At 68.6% G+C, this 18,932-nt stretch carries 15 protein-coding genes; 3 read left to right on the forward strand and 12 right to left on the reverse strand.

Annotation, left to right across the window (positions count from 1 at the left end):
• Positions 1-42 precede the first annotated feature (42 nt).
• From prcB to arc, 5 genes are all read right to left on the reverse strand, one after another.
• Entirely contained in the window at positions 43-888 is an 846-nt protein-coding gene (prcB, locus tag ACZ4D5_RS25270) for a proteasome subunit beta (RefSeq protein ID WP_467774668.1), read from the reverse strand.
• Entirely contained in the window at positions 840-1,433 is a 594-nt protein-coding gene (locus ACZ4D5_RS25275) for an endonuclease VII domain-containing protein (RefSeq protein ID WP_467774669.1), read from the reverse strand. Before ACZ4D5_RS25275 ends, prcB begins: the two co-directional genes overlap by 49 nt.
• A gap of 5 nt (positions 1,434-1,438) precedes the next feature.
• Complete coding sequence (locus ACZ4D5_RS25280) at positions 1,439-1,657, reverse strand: ubiquitin-like protein Pup (RefSeq protein ID WP_150219625.1); 219 nt, start codon at positions 1,655-1,657, stop codon at positions 1,439-1,441.
• Positions 1,658-1,775: 118 nt separating this feature from the next.
• Positions 1,776-3,287 (reverse strand): depupylase/deamidase Dop, encoded by a 1,512-nt coding sequence (dop, locus tag ACZ4D5_RS25285; RefSeq protein WP_467774670.1) that lies wholly within the window; start codon positions 3,285-3,287, stop codon positions 1,776-1,778.
• Between the two features lie 213 nt (positions 3,288-3,500).
• Positions 3,501-5,267: a proteasome ATPase gene (gene arc, locus ACZ4D5_RS25290; RefSeq protein WP_362327517.1), complete on the reverse strand. Its 1,767-nt coding sequence runs from the start codon at positions 5,265-5,267 to the stop codon at positions 3,501-3,503.
• Positions 5,268-5,522: 255 nt separating this feature from the next.
• Here arc and ACZ4D5_RS25295 point away from each other — a divergent pair, with 255 nt between their 5' ends.
• A complete protein-coding gene (locus ACZ4D5_RS25295) occupies positions 5,523-5,837 on the forward strand; it encodes a ferredoxin (protein ID WP_362327514.1) in 315 nt (104 codons plus the stop codon).
• A 46-nt stretch (positions 5,838-5,883) separates the two neighbouring features.
• On the opposite strand, the gene ACZ4D5_RS25300 is transcribed toward ACZ4D5_RS25295, so the two are convergent.
• From ACZ4D5_RS25300 to ACZ4D5_RS25310, 3 genes are all read right to left on the reverse strand, one after another.
• Complete coding sequence (locus tag ACZ4D5_RS25300; protein ID WP_467774671.1) at positions 5,884-6,477, reverse strand: hypothetical protein; 594 nt, start codon at positions 6,475-6,477, stop codon at positions 5,884-5,886.
• Positions 6,478-6,707: 230 nt separating this feature from the next.
• A complete protein-coding gene (locus ACZ4D5_RS25305) occupies positions 6,708-7,610 on the reverse strand; it encodes a tRNA (adenine-N1)-methyltransferase (protein WP_362327508.1) in 903 nt (300 codons plus the stop codon).
• A gap of 71 nt (positions 7,611-7,681) precedes the next feature.
• Positions 7,682-9,166, reverse strand: a complete 1,485-nt coding sequence (locus ACZ4D5_RS25310; protein WP_467774672.1) for a site-2 protease family protein — start codon at positions 9,164-9,166, stop codon at positions 7,682-7,684.
• A gap of 129 nt (positions 9,167-9,295) precedes the next feature.
• On the opposite strand from ACZ4D5_RS25310, the gene ACZ4D5_RS25315 reads away from it, so the two are divergent.
• The gene (locus ACZ4D5_RS25315; RefSeq protein WP_467774673.1) at positions 9,296-10,177 is read left to right on the forward strand and encodes a RecB family exonuclease; all 882 of its coding nucleotides are present in this window, start codon (positions 9,296-9,298) and stop codon (positions 10,175-10,177) included.
• 15 nt (positions 10,178-10,192) lie between these two features.
• Complete coding sequence (locus ACZ4D5_RS25320; protein ID WP_030782872.1) at positions 10,193-10,864, forward strand: response regulator; 672 nt, start codon at positions 10,193-10,195, stop codon at positions 10,862-10,864.
• A 75-nt stretch (positions 10,865-10,939) separates the two neighbouring features.
• Here ACZ4D5_RS25320 and ACZ4D5_RS25325 read toward each other — a convergent pair whose 3' ends face one another.
• The 4 genes from ACZ4D5_RS25325 to metH form a co-directional block, all read right to left on the reverse strand.
• Positions 10,940-12,523, reverse strand: coding sequence for an ABC transporter substrate-binding protein (locus ACZ4D5_RS25325; protein ID WP_467774674.1), 1,584 nt, complete (start codon positions 12,521-12,523; stop codon positions 10,940-10,942).
• A 75-nt stretch (positions 12,524-12,598) separates the two neighbouring features.
• Positions 12,599-14,206: an ABC transporter substrate-binding protein gene (locus tag ACZ4D5_RS25330; protein WP_467774675.1), complete on the reverse strand. Its 1,608-nt coding sequence runs from the start codon at positions 14,204-14,206 to the stop codon at positions 12,599-12,601.
• A 347-nt stretch (positions 14,207-14,553) separates the two neighbouring features.
• Complete coding sequence (locus tag ACZ4D5_RS25335) at positions 14,554-15,249, reverse strand: HAD family hydrolase (protein ID WP_467774676.1); 696 nt, start codon at positions 15,247-15,249, stop codon at positions 14,554-14,556.
• A gap of 127 nt (positions 15,250-15,376) precedes the next feature.
• Positions 15,377-18,913, reverse strand: coding sequence for a methionine synthase (gene metH, locus ACZ4D5_RS25340; RefSeq protein WP_467774677.1), 3,537 nt, complete (start codon positions 18,911-18,913; stop codon positions 15,377-15,379).
• Between the last annotated feature and the right edge of the window lie 19 nt (positions 18,914-18,932).

Consider the following 18,932-nt stretch of genomic DNA (forward strand, 5'->3'; position numbering starts at 1 on the left):
CTTTCTGTCAAAAAACTTCAGTCAGTGGCGAATTCGGGACGATCAGAGCAGCGCGGCCCGCGGACCATCGGGCTGCTCCATGCGCTTCTCCAGGATCGAGCGCGCGATCGCGGACGACTCCTCGTCCGTCAGCCTCCGGAACCCCTCGTCGGAGATCACCGTGACGATGGGGTAGATCCGACGGCCGACATCCGGACCACCGGTCGCCGAGTCGTCGTCGGCGGCGTCGTACAACGCCTGGACCGCCAGCGTCGTCGCCTGCTCCTCGGTCAGACCGTCGTGGTACAGCTTCTTCATCGCACCGCGCGCGAAGACCGAACCCGAACCGGTCGCCGCGAAACCGTGCTCCTCGGAACGCCCGCCCGTGACGTCGTACGAGAAGATGCGCCCCTTCTCGCGGTCCACGTCATAGCCCGCGAAGAGCGGCACGACGGCAAGGCCCTGCATGGCCATGCCGAGGTTGCTGCGGATCATCGTGGAGAGGCGGTTGGCCTTGCCCTCCAGGGAGAGCGTGGCGCCCTCCACCTTCTCGAAGTGCTCCAGCTCCAACTGGAAGAGCTTGACCATCTCCACGGCGAGACCGGCGGTACCGGCGACGCCGACCGCGGAGTACTCGTCCGCGGGGAAGACCTTCTCCATGTCGCGCGAGGCGATCACATTGCCCATCGTCGCCCGCCGGTCACCGGCGAGGACCACGCCGCCGGGGAACGTCACGGCCAGGATGGTCGTGCCGTGCGGGGCCTCGAACACGCCCTGCGTGGGGGGCAGTTGCCGGTTCCCGGGCAGCATCTCGGGCTGGTGCCCGGACAGGAAGTCCATGAAGGACGACGACCCTGGCGTCAGGAAGGCAGCTGGTAGACGCCCGGTGCTACGAGTGTTGGCTTCCACGAAGTTCCCTCCAGGTAGGCGGCAGCCCGACGAACAGTGTCGGGATCGTCTCCCAACTTGACGATGGCCGAATTGCAGTTGAAGCACAGTACGCCACGGACCTTACCCGTCTCGTGACAGTGATCCACATGAACGGCTGGAGCATTCAGACAGATCACGCAGAGCCCCATCTGAGAGGCGATCATCTCGTCGCGGTCGACTTCGGTCATGCCGTACTGGCGCTTCAGGTGGCCCGCTCGCCCCTTGGCTCGCTTACACGGCTTGCAGAGCGTCGCCAAGCCATCCGAAGCGCTTCGGTTCCGGTCCCATTCGCTGTGCGGCTCGATCTCACCGCAGGTGCGGCAGAACTTGTGACCTTCGGACGCCTCCACCTTCGGCCTGACGCTCTTCCCACGAGCGATCTGACGTTCCTGGTGATACGCCGCCCAGCATGTTCGGCAGTACGCCTGGAGGCCATCGCGGGACGCCTTGTTGCTTGCGAAAGCATCCCGCGGCTGCACCTGCTGACAACGTGAGCACTTCTTCGCCCGAAGCGAATCGGACATTAAGGCTATTCCCCGCCCTTCTGGACAAATGACCTCACGAAGTCCTCTGCGTTCTCCTCGAGGACATCGTCGATCTCGTCCAGGACAGAGTCCACGTCGTCGCTCAGCTTCTCCTGGCGTTCCTTGAGGTCCTCCGAAGCCTGCGCGTCCTGCGTCTGCTCCTCGGTCTCCTCGGTGGGACGCGTCGCCTTCTGCTGTCCGCCGCCGGTGTCCTTGGTCGCCATCTACCTCACCCCGCTCGGTTAGACGTTCTTGATCAGACCCTACAAGCGAGGTCTGACATCGGCCCCTGCTTCCTCAACGTCCGGGGACCACCTCGATGATTCCCCGGCGCCGGGTCTTTCAGCCCCCGGACAGCACGCGCACCAGGTCTTCGGCGGTGCGGCAGCGGTCCAGAAGTTCCTTGACGTGGTTCCTCGTGCCGCGCAGGGGCTCCAGCGTGGGCACCCGTTGCAGAGAGTCACGGCCCGGGAGGTCGAAGATGACCGAGTCCCAGGACGCGGCGGCCACGTCGTCCGCGTACTGCTCCAGGCAGCGGCCGCGGAAGTACGCGCGTGTGTCCTCCGGAGGCTTGGCCTGGGCCCGCTCGACGTCCGCCTCGTCCAGGAGGCGCTTCATCTTGCCCCGCGCCACCAGACGGTTGTACAGGCCCTTCTCGGCCCGTACGTCGGCGTACTGGAGGTCGACCAGGTGGAGCCGCGCGGCGTCCCAGTCGAGGTTGTCGCGGCGGCGGTAGCCCTCCATGAGCTCCCGCTTGGCGACCCAGTCGAGCTCTCCGGAGAGGCTCATCGGGTCGCTCTCCAGTCGGCCGAGTACGTCCTCCCAGCGGGCGAGCACGTCCTTGGTCTGTTCGTCCGCGTCGGCGCCGTACCGCTCCTCGACGTACTTGCGGGCCAGCTCGTAGTACTCCATCTGGAGCTGGACCGCGGTCAGTGAGCGGCCGCTGCGGAGCGTGACGAGGTGCTTGAGCGTCGGGTCGTGCGAGATCTGGTGCAGGGTGCGCACCGGCTGGTCCACGGCGAGGTCGACGGCGATGAAGCCGTCCTCGATCATGGCGAGGACCAGTGACGTCGTGCCGAGCTTCAGGTAGGTCGAGATCTCCGAGAGGTTGGCGTCGCCGATGATGACGTGCAGCCTGCGGTACTTCTCGGCGTCCGAGTGCGGCTCGTCGCGGGTGTTGATGATGGGCCGCTTGAGCGTGGTCTCCAGGCCGACCTCGACCTCGAAGTAGTCGGCGCGCTGGCTGAGCTGGAAGCCGTGTTCGTGGCCGTCCTGGCCGATGCCGACGCGTCCGGCGCCGGTGACGACCTGCCGGGAGACGAAGAACGGCGTCAGGTGGCGCACGATGTCCGAGAAGGGGGTCTCCCGCTTCATGAGGTAGTTCTCGTGCGTGCCGTAGGAGGCGCCCTTGTTGTCGGTGTTGTTCTTGTAGAGGTGGATCGGCTGGGCGCCGGGCAGCTGTGCCGCGCGGTCGGCGGCTTCTGCCATGATCCGCTCGCCGGCCTTGTCCCACAGGACCGCGTCGCGGGGGTTGGTGATCTCCGGTGAGCTGTATTCGGGGTGTGCGTGGTCGACGTAGAGCCGCGCCCCGTTGGTGAGGATCACGTTGGCGAGGCCGATGTCCTCGTCGGTCAGCTGGCTGGCGTCGGCGGCCTCGCGGGCGAGGTCGAAACCCCGCGCGTCCCGCAGCGGGTTCTCCTCCTCGAAGTCCCAGCGGGCGCGTCGCGCCCGGTGCATCGCCGCGGCATAGGCGTTGACGATCTGGGACGAGGTGAGCATGGCATTGGCGTTGGGGTGGCCGGGGACGGAGATGCCGTACTCCGTCTCGATGCCCATTACTCGCCGTACGGTCATGCGGCCCTCCTTGCCCGGCGGCGCTCCCGTTCGGGAACGGCGCTCAAGTACCGCTGGTTCTCCGGTGCGTGTGCGGTGCCCGTCCCCGCACTGCGCGACTCGGCGGTACCGAAGAGCCTAGAACGCCTTTGCGCTGGTGGGGAGATCATTGCTGTCATTGAAAAACAGACGGCTGCGGGTACCCGTGAAGGACACCCGCAGCCGCCCTGTGTTCTACAGGTATTGACCGGTGTTGGCCACCGTGTCGATGGAGCGTCCGGTGTCCGCGCCCTGCTTTCCGGTGACGAGGGTGCGGATGTACACGATCCGTTCGCCCTTCTTGCCGGAGATCCTGGCCCAGTCGTCCGGGTTGGTGGTGTTGGGCAGGTCCTCGTTCTCCTTGAACTCGTCGACGCAAGCCTGGAGGAGGTGGGAGACCCGAAGGCCCTTCTGGTTCGCTTCGAGGAAGGCCTTGATGGCCATCTTCTTGGCGCGGCCGACGATGTTCTCGATCATTGCGCCGGAGTTGAAGTCCTTGAAATACAGGACTTCCTTGTCGCCGTTGGCGTACGTCACTTCGAGGAAGCGGTTCTCCTCGGACTCCGCGTACATCTGCTCGACGACGGATTGGATCATGCCGTGCACCGTGGCGCGCCGGTCGGCGCTGTGCTCGGCGAGGTCGTCGGCGTGCAGCGGGAGTCGCTCGGTGAGGTACTTGGCGAAGATGTCCTTCGCCGCCTCGGCGTCCGGGCGCTCGATCTTGATCTTGACGTCGAGCCGTCCTGGCCGCAGGATCGCGGGGTCGATCATGTCCTCGCGGTTGGAGGCGCCGATCACGACCACGTTCTCCAGGCCTTCCACGCCGTCGATCTCGGCGAGGAGCTGCGGGACGATGGTGTTCTCCACGTCCGAGCTGACACCGGATCCACGGGTGCGGAAGAGGGACTCCATCTCGTCGAAGAAGACGATGACGGGGGTGCCCTGGCTGGCCTTCTCACGGGCACGCTGGAAGACCAGGCGGATCTGTCGCTCGGTCTCGCCGACGTACTTGTTGAGGAGTTCGGGGCCCTTGATGTTGAGGAAGTAGCTCTTCCCCGCGGCCTGTCCGGTCACTTCGGCGACCTTCTTGGCAAGGGAGTTGGCGACGGCCTTCGCGATCAGCGTCTTGCCGCAGCCGGGGGGCCCGTACAGCAGCACGCCCTTGGGCGGCCGCAGTTCGTGCTCCTTGAAGAGGTCCGGGTAGAGATAAGGCAGTTCGACCGCGTCGCGGATGAGCTCGATCTGGTTGCCCAGGCCGCCGATCTGGTCGTAGCCGATGTCGGGGACTTCTTCGAGGACGAGCTCTTCGACCTCGCTCTTGGGAACGACTTCGTAGACGTAGCCGGATCGGGGTTCGAGCAGCAGGGCGTCGCCGGGTCGGATGGTGACGTCCAGCAGCGGCTCGGCGAGCCGTACCACCCGTTCCTCGTCGGTGTGCCCGAGCACCAGGGCGCGCTCGCCGTCCTCGAGGATCTCCTTGAGGGTGACGATGTCCCCGACGCGCTCGAACTCCATGGCCTCGACCACGTTGAGCGCTTCGTTGAGCATCACTTCCTGGCCGCGCCTGAGCTCTTCGAGCTCCACGCTGGGGCTGACGTTCACCCGGAGTTTGCGGCCGCCTGTGAAGATGTCGGCGGTGCCGTCCTCGTTCGCCACGAGGAAGACTCCGAAGCCGGCCGGTGGCTGTGCGAGCCGGTCGACTTCCTCCTTGAGGGCCACGATCTGGTCGCGGGCCTCACGGAGCGTGTTGGCGAGCCGTTCGTTCTGCGCGGACACGCCGGCCAGGTTGGTCTGCAGCTCGACGATCCGCTCTTCGAGAATCCTCGTATGACGCGGAGAGTCGGCGAGCTTGCGTCGCAGGACGGCGATTTCCTGCTCGAGATAGGCAACCTGACCGGCAGGGTCTTCAGACCCTCGCCCCGGCCGGATGCCGCGGTTGATGTCGTCGTCGTGGGCTGCCACGGTCCTCACCTCCTCCAAGGGGAGCTGGACGCTTCCAGACCCTACCTGGGTGGGTGTCGATTGAAACCCCTAGATCACAAAGACGATGGGGGTGTGTCCGATCTTCACCCTTGCGCTTCTCCCTCACGCCAGGTGAATACCCACCCAACAACATCGGAAAGCGGGCGGTTGTATCGTCGAAGCGTTCAACACCCGTCAGGGCTGGCCCGACTTACTGCAAAGTCGGGCTGCTCGGCGCAGCAACCGGCAGGAGAGATGACCGTGCGGCACGAGGCCGAGACCGGCAGTGAGGGCCACGATCTGCTGGAGGTCTGGATCGACCAGGACCTCTGTACCGGAGACGGCATCTGTGCGCAGTACGCGCCCGAGGTCTTCGAGCTGGACATCGACGGTCTGGCGTATGTGAAGAGCGGGGACGACGAGCTCCTGCAGGCGCCGGGGGCCACAACGCCCGTGCCGCTGCCGCTCCTCAACGACGTCGTGGACTCCGCGAAGGAGTGCCCGGGCGACTGCATTCATGTGCGCCGCGTTTCGGACAGGGTCGAGGTCTACGGTCCCGACGCGGAGTGACCTGCGTGGAGTGATCCACGTGGCGTGGCCCCGACCCGTCCCGGCGTCAGACGCTGCGTGCTTCGGGCTTGTCCTTGCCGTGCACCGTCCTTTCGAACGCGCCGTCCTTCCATCGCCAGTCGGCCGTGCTGCTCAGGTCGGGGCAGCAGCGGGGGACGTCCAGCGAGGAGTAGCTGAGCAGGGTCGCGGTGACCGCGCCGTCGCGTACGGCGAAGTCGCTCACGTTCACCCGCTCCTTGGGGTCGACGAGCGTCGCGACCACGCGGGGTTTGCCCGCGGAGCTGCGGGTGATCACGTAGACCCCGTCGGGCGGGGTGCCCGAGCCCGCCTGGCAGTGGACGACGGCCACGGTCTCGGCCCTGCCGTCGCCGTCGAGGTCGCCGGAGGCCTTCTTCTTCACCACGGGTTTCACCGTGCCGCACTCCAGCGGGAAGTCGACGGACGCGGGGTCGGGCGCGGGGGCCGGGGCGCCCGCGGCGGCTCTGGAGTGCGGCTTGGCGTCGGTCTGGGCGGCGGTCGCGGAGTCGGGCTGCAAGAAGGCGGAGCCCGCGACGACGGCGGCCAGGGCGGCCGCGGTGGCCAGCCAGTGGATGGGGCGTGCGGAGGTGTGTGCCAGTTCCGGGACGGCGGGGTGCTGCACGAGAGAGATGTCTCCTGTGAGGGCTGTGCCGGTGGGGGAGGTGGCCAGCATCGTGCCATACGTCACAGTGAGGTGGAACACCGGGGTCCGGTGGGTCTCTTGATTCTTCTGGTACGCCGCTGGTGTCCCGTCAACGAAACGGCGCCGCCGCCGAGTTCCCTGGTCGGTCAGGGAACTCGGCGGCGGCGCCTGCTTTTTGGGGTGCCCGCTTCGGGGCGCCCGCGCGCGTGTCAGCGCGGCGAGCCGCCGTCGGCGTTCGGTCCTGAGTAGTCCTCGCCGTACGCGCCCTTGGCGGGGCGGCGGCGGCGCATCGGGGGCTCCACGCCGTCCGCGAGGCGGCGGGCGGTGAGCAGGAAGCCGGTGTGGCCGATCATGCGGTGGTCCGGGCGGACCGCGAGGCCCTCGATGTGCCAGTTGCGGATCATCGACTCCCAGGCCGTCGGCTCGTTGAAGCCGCCGATCTCACGGATGGACTCGACGGTCCTCGCGAGCTGGGTGGTGGTCGCCACGTAGCAGCACAGGATGCCGCCGGGGACGAGCGCCTTGGAGACGGCCTCCAGGCACTCCCAGGGGGCCAGCATGTCGAGGATGACGCGGTCGACGTCGGTGTCGCTCAGGTTGTCCTGGAGGTCGCCGACGGTGAGCTGCCAGGCGGGGTGCGGGCCGCCGAAGTAGCGCTCCACGTTCTGCTGGGCGATCTCGGCGAAGTCCTCGCGGCGCTCGTACGAGTGCAGCATTCCCTGGTCGCCGATGGCGCGCAGCAGGAAGCTGCTGAGCGAGCCGGAGCCCACGCCCGCCTCCACGACGCGCGCGCCGGGGAAGATGTCGGCGAAGGCCAGGATCTGCCCCGCGTCCTTGGGGTAGACCACGGCGGCGCCGCGGGGCATGGACAGGACGTAGTCGGGGAGCAGGGGTCGCAGCGCCAGGTAGGCGACGTTTCCCGTGGTACGGACAACACTGCCCTCGGGAGCGCCGATCAGCTCGTCGTGCGGGAAGGAACCCTTGTGGGTGTGGAAGTTCTTCCCGGCCTCGAGCGTGAACGTGTAGTGGCGTCCCTTGGGGTCGGTGAGCTGGACCTGGTCCCCGACCTTGAAGGGCCCGCGACGGCGGGCGGCACCGGTCGGTTCGGACATGTGACCAGCCTACCGGCCGCGGCGGGAGCCGCAGACCACGGCTTCGGCCAGACCCCGCCGCGGGTCCTGCGCTAGGAGGGCCTGGCCATGGCCTTGACGAAGGCGCGCTCCACGTCCGCGGCGGACAGCACTCCGTAGATCTCGCCGGACTCCTCGACGACGAGGTACTCCGTGGCGGGCGTGGCCCGCAGGGTGTCGAGCAGCTCCTCCCCCGCGAGCTCGGCGGAGACCCGCATGCCCTCGGTGATGTCCTGGGCGAGTCCGTCGACCGTGACCCAGGGGCGGCGGTGCTGCGGCACGGAGACGATCGCGGCCTCGCGGACGACGGCCACCGGGTCGCCGTCGGGGTCGACGACGACGAGGGCGCGGGCCCCGGCTTCGTTGGCCCTGCGCAGCGCCTCGGAGAGCGGGGTGTCGGACTCGACGGGGACGGCGCGGCGGGTCAGGGTGCGGGCGCGCAGCTCGGGCAGGTGCTCGCGCAGGCGGGCCATGCGCAGGCTGTTGCCGGCGCCGGTCCAGATGATCGCGGCGAGGATCGCGGCGAGCAGGGCGTCGGTGACGGTGTCCATGCCGCCGATGTCCTGGGGCTCGCCGCCGAGGGCGCCGGACTGGTTGAGGAGCGGCAGGCCGATCAGGACGGAGATGGCCAGGGCGCGGCCCACCCAGGCGGCGGCGACGGTGCCGCTCATGGGCTTGCCGGTGATCTTCCAGACGACGGCGCGCAGCATGCGGCCGCCGTCCAGGGGGAGGCCGGGCAGGAGGTTGAAGGCGGCGACGATGAGGTTGGAGATCATCAGTCCCGCGAGCAGGACGCCGGGCACCGTGCCGGGTTCGACGGCGCGCATCCCGGCGTAGAACACCCCGGCGAGGACGAGGGAGAGGAGCGGGCCGACGAAGGCGAGGACGAACTCGCGTCCCGGGGTCTCCGACTCCTTCTCGATCTCGGACACGCCGCCGAAGAACTGCAGCTGGATGCGGCGGACCGGCAGCTTGAAGCGGAGGGCTGCGACGGTGTGGGCGAGTTCGTGGACGAGTACGGAGGCGTAGAAGGCCACCGCGAAGAAGAGCGAGACGAGATAGCGGGCGCCGCCGAGCTCGGGCAGGACGCGGTCGAGCTGGTCGCCGAAGACCCAGGTGATGAGGGCGGCGACGAGGAACCAGCTGGGCGCCACGTAGACGGGCACGCCGAAGGGCCTGCCCATGAGAAGGCCCCCGCCGGGGTTCTTCTGTGTCTTGGGCGGGACGGGGGCGGCGTCGCCGGTGCGGTTTGTCCCTGCCGGGGTGCGCGGGGGTTTGGTGGGCCGCTCCTCCCGCGCCGCCTTGGTGAGGTCGGGGCGCGGCGGCGTGTCGGGCGTGGTGTCCGGCTTTCTTCGCGGCTCGGCCGGGTGCGTGTCCGTGTCGCCGCTCGGCGGCCGTGCGGCCTCGTCGGCCGGGCGCTCCGGCTCCGGTGCCGTGTCGACCGGACGCGTCGGCTCCGGGGAGCCGTCCGTGTCGCTCGGCCGCCGGCTCTCGGCGCCGTCGGACTGCGGCCTGCCGCTCCCGCCGCTTTCGTCCACGATGTCCCCTCGTTCGAAGCGTCCCTCGCCCCGGTATGGCGTGGTTGCATGCACGATCATGCAGGGCGAGAGGGTCTGTCGTCGATGGTATGCGTCCGTTGTCGGTGGCGGGTCGTAGGGTCTGTCCTCATGGAAACCAGCACCGACGGTGCCGTGGCGGCCGTGCGCCCGGCGTCCTTGTCGCCCTCGCGCGCGGGCGACTTCATGCAGTGCCCGCTGCTCTACCGGTTCCGGGTGATCGACAAGCTGCCCGAGAAGCCGAGCGAGGCGGCCACGCGCGGCACGTTGGTGCACGCGGTATTGGAGCGTCTTTTCGACGCGCCCGCCAGTGAGCGGACCGCGCCGCGCGCCAAGTCGCTGATCCCCGGCCAGTGGGACCGGCTGCGCGAGGCCAAGCCCGAGCTGACGGAGCTGTTCGCGGACGATCCCGAGGGCGAGCGCATGGCGCGCTGGCTCGCGGACGCGGAGAAGCTGGTCGAGCGCTGGTTCACGCTGGAGGACCCCACGCGTCTGGAGCCCGCGGAGCGCGAGCTGTTCGTGCAGGCCGAGCTGGAGTCGGGCCTGAAGCTGCGCGGGATCATCGACCGGGTGGACGTGGCGCCTTCGGGGGAGGTCCGCATCGTCGACTACAAGACGGGCAAGGCCCCGCGTCCGGAGTACGCGGAGGGCGCGCTGTTCCAGATGAAGTTCTACGCCCTGGTGGTGTGGCGGCTCAAGGGTGTCGTTCCGCGCCGTCTGCAGCTCGTCTATCTGGGCAGCGGTGACGTGATCACGTACGACCCGGTCGTGGCGGATCTGGAGCGGGTGGAGCGCAAGCTGCTCGCGCTCTGGGAGGCGATCGAGCTGGCCACCGAGACGGGTGACTGGCGGCCGCGGCCGACCAAGTTGTGCGGTTGGTGCGACCATCAGGCGGTTTGTCCGGAGTTCGGTGGGACTCCCCCGCCGTATCCGCTTCCGGTGAGGGCGCCCGAGTCGGTGGAGGGCGAGCAGGGCAGAATGGGCCCGGGCTAGCTGAAGGAGAGACACGTGGCGATCCGCGTCCTACTGGTCGACGACCAGCCGCTGTTGCGCACCGGGTTCCGGATGATTCTGGAGGCCGAGCAGGACATCGCGGTCGTCGGCGAGGCCGGAGACGGCCTGCAGGCTCTTGACCAGGTGCGGGCGCTGCAGCCCGACGTGGTCCTGATGGACATCCGCATGCCGCGGATGGACGGCGTCGAGGCGACCCGGCAGATCACCGGACCGGGCAGGGACGGCCCGGCGAAGGTGTTGGTGCTCACCACCTTCGACCTGGACGAGTACGTGGTGGAGGCGCTGCGCGCCGGTGCCAGCGGCTTCCTCCTCAAGGACGCCCCCGCGAACGAACTGGTGCAGGCGATCCGCGTGGTCGCCGCGGGCGAGGCGATGCTCGCGCCGAGCATCACCCGCCGGCTGCTCGACAAGTACTCCGCGCACCTGCCCTCCGGCGACGAGCCGGTGCCGGACACCCTGCACACGCTCACCGACCGCGAGGTCGAGGTGCTCAAGCTGGTGGCCCGCGGTCTGTCGAACGCGGAGATCGCGGCGGACCTCTTCGTGAGCGAGACGACCGTGAAGACCCACGTCGGCCATGTGCTCACGAAGCTGGGGCTGCGCGACCGCGTGCAGGCCGCGGTGTACGCGTACGAGAGCGGCCTGGTGCGTCCCGGCGCGCAGTAGGACCGCACTCCCGTGAACGACGACGGTGGCCGCCCCCGAGGGGGCGGCCACCGTCGTCTGTGCGGTCACCCGCGGTCAGCCCTTGCTGATCTCCCAGAAGCGGAAGACCGTCGACGCGTCCAGGCAGGACTCCAGGCCGTAGACGCTGTCGCGGACGACCGCGTACTGCTTGGCCTGCCAGACCGGCAGGATCGGCAGCTGGTCGGCCACGATGTCCTGCAGCTCGGCGTACTGCTTGTCGGTCTTGGTGCGGTCGCTCTCGGTGGCGGTGCCGGGGATGATCTTCCCGGTGATGGCGCTGTTCTCGAAGTGGTTGCCGAGGACGTTGCCCTTGCCGAAGAACGGCTGCGTGAAGTTGTCCGGGTCCGGGTAGTCGGGCACCCAGCCCTTGACGTAGACGCCGTACTTGCCGGCCGCGATGTCCTTCTCGTACTGCCCGAACTCGACGGACTTCACGTCGGCCTCGAAGAGGCCGGAGGCGTTGAGCTGCTTGGCGATGGCCTTGAGCTCCTGGTCGGTGGCCGGGCCGTAGCGCGAGGGGGTCGACCAGAGGGTGAGCTTCACCTTGCCGTCGATGCCGGCGCCGCGCAGCGCGGAGGCCGCCTTCGCGCGCTGCGGGCGGGCGCCGTAGGTGTCGAAGAACGCGGTGTTGTGGCCGCCGATGCCCGCGGGGACGATCGAGTACAGCGGCGTGGCCGTGTCCTGGTAGACCTCCTTGACCAGCGCGTCGCGGTCCAGGAGATAGGCGATGGCCTTGCGCACGCCGAGCTTGCCCGCCACCGGGTCCTTCATGTTGAAGACCAGGTGCTGTACCTCGGCGCTGGTGCCCTCGACGATGTCGAGGTCCTGGCCCTCCTTGGAGGTGTCCCGCTCGATGTCCGCGATGTCCGCGGCGGCGAGGCCTCGGTAGGCCAGGTCCACGTCGCCGGCCAGGAGAGCCTTCTTCAGGCCCTTCTGGTCGCCGTGGAAGAACTTGATGGCCACGCCCTCGTTCTTGACCTCGGCCGTGCCCTTGTAGCCGGAGTTGACCGAGAAGACCGCCTGGTCCTTGCTGAACGAGTCGAGCTTGTACGGTCCCGAGCCGACGGCCTTGCCGTCCTCGCGCAGCCCGTTCATGTCGTACTCGCGGTGGTCCACGATCGAGCCCGCACCCGAGGCGATCTTGCTGGGGAAGGTCGCGTCGGGGTACTTCAGCCGGAAGACGACGGTCTTGGCGTCCGGGGTCTGGACGCGGTCGAGCATCGGGAACATGAGCGCGGGACCCGCGTCGTCCTTGATCTTCCGCGTGCGGTCGAAGGAGAACTTGACGTCCTTCGAGGTGAGCGCGTTGCCGTTGCTGAACTTCAGCCCGTCACGCAGCTCGCATTTGAAGACCTTCGCCTCCGTGTCCGTGAAGCCGCACTCCTTGGCGGCCTCCGGCTCCGGCTCCGTGCCGCCCTTGGGGAAGCTCAGGAGGGACTGGAAGACGTTGTTGAACAGGAGCCAGGACCCGGGGTCGTAGCCGGACGCGGGGTCGATGGCGAGGACGTCGTCGGACATCCCCATCACGACCGCGTCGCCCGTGTCCCCCGCACCGCCCGACTCCGTGCCGCAGCCGGTCAGCAGGGCGGCGGCGAGCCCTCCCGTGAGGGGAAGGGCCAGCCACTGGTTACGTTTCACGTACGTGCCTTTGGTGTTGTGGTCGTTCGGTGGAACCGAGGGGGCGGAGGTCGGCCGCCCCCTCGTCACGGAAGGTCAGCCGCTCACGCCGCGGCCGAGCTCCCACAGCTGGAGGTTCGACGAGGAGTTGAGGGTCCACTCGACGCCCGTGATGTCGTCGCGCGCCGCGATGTACTGCTTGGCCTGCCACAGCGGAAGGATCGGGACGTCGTCGGCGACGATGTCCTGGATCCTGCGGATGCTCTTGGACGCGGCGAGCCGGTCGGCCTCGCGGCGCGAGGTCGGGATCAACTGGTCGTTGATGGTGCGGTTCACGTACGGCGAGCCGAGGAAGTTGTCCTTGTCGAGGAACGGCGCGAGGAAGTTGTCGGCGTCGGGGAAGTCGGGGAACCAACCCATGCCGTAGGCCGCGTACTTGCCGTCGCGCTCGGCGGCGCGGAAGGTGCTCCACGGCACGCCCTTGATCGACACGTCGAACAGGCCGGAGTCGTTGAGCTGCTTCTGCAGGATCTCGAACTCCTTCTTGGTGGCCGGGCCGTAGTGGTCGGTGGTGTAGTGCAGCGTCAGCTTCACCGGCGTGGAGATGTTGGCCTTCTCCAGGATGCCGCGGGCCTTGGCCGGGCTCGGGTTGCCGTACTTGTTGAAGAACGAGTTGGCGTGCCCGGTGATGGTGGTCGGCACCAGCGAGTACAGCTCGTCGGCCGTCGAGCCGTACACGGCGGAGGCCAGCGCGCCGCGGTCGACGATCTGCGCCATGGCCTGGCGCACCGCCTTGTTCTTGACCGTGGGGGCCTCGGTGTTGAAGGCGAGGTAACGGATCTCCAGGCCCTGCATCTCGACCAGGTCGATCTTCTTGTCCGTGGAGGCGCTGAGCTTCTTGACCTGCTCGGGCGACATGGTGCGCGTCATCAGGTCGATGTCGCCGTCCTCAAGCGCCTTGCCCATGGCGTCGGTGTCCGTGAAGTTGCGCAGCTCGACCTTGTCGCTCTGCGGCTTGAACTCGCCCTTGTACTTGGGGTTCCTGGTGAACGTCGTCTTGACGACGCGGTTGTCCTTGATCTCGTGCTCGGCCTTGTAGGGGCCCGAGCCGTCCACGGCGAAGCCGTCGCGCAGCTTGTTCTTGCTGTAGTGGTCCTTGCTGATGATGCCCGCGGTGGGGGTCGCCAGCTTGTACGGGAACGTCGCGTCCGGCGTCTTGAGGTGGAAGACGACGTCGCGGTCGCCCTGGACCTCGATCTCGTCGATGTTGGAGACCAGACCGTCCGAACCGCTGGGGTCCTTGATCTTGATGTCGCGGACCCGCTCAATGGAGAACTTCACGTCGGCGGCGGTCAGCGGCTTGCCGTCGGAGAACGTCAGGCCCTTGCGCAGGGTGCAGGCGTAGCGCTCGTTGCCCGTGTCGGTGAAGCCGCACCGCTCGGCGGCCTCGGGCTGCGGCTCGCCGTCGCCGCGCGGCATGGCCATCAGCGTCTGGATGGTCTGGCGCAGCACGTTCCAGGAGCCGGCGTCGTAGGCGTACGCCGGGTCGAAGGGCGCCGGCACCTCCTTCGAGATGGCGAACGTGTCCGTGGTGCCGACCGCGATCGCCTCGTCGCCGTCTCCGCTGCCCGAGCCACCGCATGCGGCGAGCGCGGGGGCGAGCAGACCTATGACAGCCGGCAGCACCAAAGTCTTGCGGTTCATGCTCGACGTTCTCCAGAGCTCTTTGAATCCCGTGAATCCCGCAACGCGGGGTGAGGGTTGGTGGGGCACGGGGGGTGGGGCGATGTTCTCGCGATGAGGTTAGTCCGCACCAGTTGGCTGCCGGAGGGGGACTGAGCAGGCCGTCAATCACGCTGCGAAACCGGGCGTGGACACACCGATAACCCGACACCGGAAGGATTCGTGCACGCTCCCATCAATCGGGACACAACGTCACGCCCTCGCCTGCCCCAGGAGGGGTCACTGCACACAAGGGCCCCACTGTCGACCCCGATTGACGTGGGAAACGTCACACCTTCAACCGTGCCGCCGATGGAACTGTCGGAGCCTCAGAAAGTCATCAGGCCTTGCAGGAAAGGCAGGTTGACGTGTTCGAGGGAGGGCACGACGGTACGGCCCGCCGCGGCGGCGATCGGGGCGACCGACGGGACGGCCACCACCCGGCAGCCGGCCGCCTCCGCGGCGGCGACACCGGTGGCGGTGTCCTCGATGACGGCGCATCTGGCGGGGTCCGCGCCGATGCCCGCGGCCGCGAACAGATAGGGGTCGGGGTGCGGCTTGGTGCGGGCCACCTCGTCGCCCGCGACGGTCAGTTCGAAGTGATGGGCGCCGATCGAGTCGAGGACGCGGTCGATGATGCGACGGTGCGAGGCGGACACGAGCGCCATCGGCATGCCGTGCGTGCGGAGTTCGGCGAGCAGGGCCCGGGCGCCCGGCATCAGCGGCAGGGAGCGGCTGATGCGGTTCTCGAAGCCGTCGTTGAGCAGCACGGTCAGCTCGGGCAGCGTGATGTCGGCGCCGGTGGCCTCGATGAGGAAGCCCGCGCTGCGGGTCATGGGCCCGCCGACGACCACGTCGCGCCATGCCTCGTCGAGGGCGTGGCCGAGGGAGGCGAAGACCTCGACCTCGGCGTCCCACCAGAAGCCCTCGGTGTCGACGAGCGTGCCGTCCATGTCGAGGAGGACGCCCTGAAGGGCGGACCCTTCGGCCGTACGTGTACCGAGCGCGGGGACCGTACTGGTCATCCGACACACCTCCATGAGGGACGAGAAGGCCGGCTCCCCGAAGGGAACCGGCCTGAGCTGGACCGACCAGTGTACGACTCGTCCCAGGAACGCGCGCTTCAGTTAAGCGCGACGCCCGATCGGGGCCTCAGCGGGCGTTGAAGTACTTCGCCTCCGGGTGGTGGATGACGATCGCGTCCGTGGACTGCTCCGGGTGGAGCTGGAACTCCTCGGAGAGCTGGACGCCGATGCGCTCCGGCTGGAGCAGTTCGGCGATCTTCGCGCGGTCCTCCAGGTCGGGGCAGGCGCCGTAGCCGAGCGAGAAGCGGGCGCCGCGGTACTTCAGGGCGAACATGTCCTCGACGTCCGAGGGGTCCTCGCCGCCGAAGCCGAGCTCGGCACGCACGCGCGCGTGCCAGTACTCGGCGAGCGCCTCGGCCAACTGCACGGACAGGCCGTGCAGTTCGAGGTAGTCGCGGTAGGAGTCGGCGGCGAACAGCTCGGCCGTGGCCTCTCCGATCTTCGAGCCGACGGTGACGACCTGGAGGCCGACGACATCGGTCTCGCCGGACTCCTCGGGGCGGAAGAAGTCCGCGAGGCACAGACGGCGGCCGCGGCGCTGGCGCGGGAAGGAGAAACGGGTGCGCTCCGAGCCGTCGTCGTTCAGGATGATCAGGTCGTCGCCCTTGGACACGCACGGGAAGTAGCCGTGCACGACGGCGGCTTCGAGCATGTTCTTGGTGTGCAGCTCGTCCAGCCAGCCGCGCAGCCGCGGGCGGCCCTCGGTCTCGACGAGCTCCTCGTACGTGGGCCCGTCGCCGGTGCGCGCCTGCTTGAGGCCCCACTGGCCCTTGAAGAGCGCGCCCTCGTCGAGCCAGGAGGCGTACTCCTTGAGCTGGATGCCCTTGACGACGCGGGTGCCCCAGAACGGCGGCGTGGGGACGGGGTTGTCGACGGAGACGTCGGAACGGGCGGGCCCCTCGTCCTCGTTGACCTCCAGGACGGCGGCGGAGGCCTTGCTCGGGACGCGGCGCTGCTTGAGCTCGGGCAGGGTGGCGCCGGGCACGCCGCGCTTGACCGCGATGAGGGCGTCCATCAGGCGCAGGCCCTCGAACGCGTCGCGGGCGTAGCGCACTTCGCCCTCGTAGATCTCGTGGAGGTCCTGTTCGACGTACGCGCGGGTCAGGGCCGCGCCGCCGAGGATCACCGGGAAGTCGGCCGCCATCTTGCGCTGGTTGAGCTCCTCCAGGTTCTCCTTCATGATCACGGTGGACTTGACCAGGAGTCCCGACATGCCGATGACGTCGGCCTTGTGCTCCTCCGCGGCGTCCAGAATCGCGGCCACGGGCTGCTTGATGCCGAGGTTGACGACGTTGTAGCCGTTGTTGGACAGGATGATGTCGACGAGGTTCTTGCCGATGTCGTGCACGTCGCCGCGGACCGTGGCCAGGACGATGGTGCCCTTGCCCTCGGCGTCGGACTTCTCCATGTGCGGCTCCAGGTGGGCGACCGCGGTCTTCATCACCTCGGCGGACTGCAGCACGAACGGCAGCTGCATCTGTCCCGAGCCGAAGAGCTCGCCGACGACCTTCATGCCCTCCAGGAGGGTGTTGTTGACGATGTCGAGGGCGGGCGTGTCCTGGAGGGCCTCGTCGAGGTCGGCCTCCAGGCCGTTCTTCTCGCCGTCGATGATGCGGCGCTGCAGGCGCTCGTCGAGCGGCAGGGCGAGGAGCTCCTCGGCCTTGCCCGCCTTCATCGACTTGGTGGAGACGCCCTCGAAGAGCTCCATGAGCTTCTGCAGGGGGTCGTAGCCCTCTTCCCTGCGGTCGTAGATGAGGTCGCGGGCGACCTTCACCTGCTCGTCGTCGAAGCGCGCGATCGGCAGGATCTTGGAGGCGTGCACGATCGCCGAGTCGAGGCCCGCCTTGACGCACTCGTCGAGGAAGACGGAGTTGAGCAGGACGCGGGCGGCCGGGTTGAGGCCGAAGGAGATGTTGGACAGGCCGAGCGTGGTCTGCACGTCGGGGCGGCGGCGCTTGAGCTCGCGGATCGCCTCGATGGTGGCGACGCCGTCGCCCCTGGACTCCTCCTGGCCGGTGCAGATGGTGAAGGTCAGGGTGTCGATGAGGATGTCCGACTCGTGGATGCCCCAGTTGCCGGTGAGGTCCTCGATGAGGCGCTCGGCGATGGCGACCTTGTTCTCGGCGGTGCGGGCCTGGCCCTCCTCGTCGATGGTGAGCGCGATCAGCGCGGCGCCGTGCTCCTTGGCGAGCGCGGTGACCTTCGCGAAGCGCGACTCGGGGCCGTCGCCGTCCTCGTAGTTGACGGAGTTGATGACGGCGCGGCCGCCCAGCTTCTCCAGGCCGGCCTGGATGACGGGGAGTTCGGTGGAGTCCAGGACGATGGGCAGGGTGGAGGCGGTGGCGAAGCGGCCCGCGAGCTCCTCCATGTCCTTGACGCCGTCGCGGCCCACGTAGTCGACGCAGAGGTCGAGCATGTGCGCGCCCTCGCGGATCTGGTCGCGCGCCATCTCCACGCAGTCGTCCCAGCGGCCCTCCAGCATGGCCTCGCGGAACTTCTTCGAGCCGTTGGCGTTGGTGCGCTCGCCGATCGCCATGTACGAGGTGTCCTGGCGGAACGGCACGGTCTGGTAGAGCGAGGCGGCGCCGGGCTCGGGGTGCGGGTCGCGGGCGGGCGCCTGGAGGCCGCGCACCCGCTCCACGACCTGGCGCAGGTGCTCGGGCGTGGTGCCGCAGCAGCCGCCGACCAGGGAGAGGCCGTACTCGCGTACGAAGGTCTCCTGGGCGTCGGCCAGTTCGGGCGCCGTCAGGGGGTAGTGCGCGCCGTCCTTGCCCAGGACCGGCAGGCCGGCGTTGGGCATGCAGGAGATCGGGATGCGCGAGTGGCGGGCGAGGTAGCGCAGGTGCTCGCTCATCTCGGCCGGTCCCGTGGCGCAGTTCAGGCCGATCATGTCGATGCCGAGCGGCTCCAGGGCGGTCAGGGCCGCGCCGATCTCGGAGCCCAGGAGCATCGTGCCGGTGGTCTCGACGGTGACCGAGCAGATCAGCGGGAGGTTCGCGCCGGTGGCGTCCAGGGCGCGGCGGGCGCCGAGGATCGCGGCCTTGGTCTGCAGGAGGTCCTGGGTGGTCTCCACCAGGAGGGCGTCGGCGCCGCCGGCGATCATGCCTTCGGCGTTGGTCTGGTAGGCGTCGCGCAGGACGGTGTACGGGGCGTGGCCGAGGGTCGGCAGCTTGGTGCCGGGGCCCATCGAGCCGAGGACCCAGCGCTGCTGTCCCGTGGAGACGGTGAACTCGTCGGCGACCTCGCGGGCGATGCGGACGCCCGCCTCGGAGAGCTCGAAGTTCCGTTCGGGGATGTCGTACTCGCTCAGGGCGGCGAAGTTCGCCCCGAACGTGTTGGTCTCCACGCAGTCGACGCCGACGGCGAAGTACTCCTCGTGCACGGAGCGGACGATGTCGGGGCGGGTGACGTTGAGGATTTCGTTGCAGCCCTCGAGGTTCTGGAAGTCCTCGAGGGACGGGTCCTGCGCCTGGAGCATCGTGCCCATCGCGCCGTCGGCCACCACCACACGGGTGGCGAGGGCCTCGCGGAGGGCGTCGGCTCGGGTCCTGCTCTCGGACGAAACGGGCGTGGACTGCGACGACGGGGTTGGCGACGAGGCCATGAAAGAGCTCCCAAGAGTG

This window comes from Streptomyces sp. NPDC025651 (assembly GCF_055558735.1).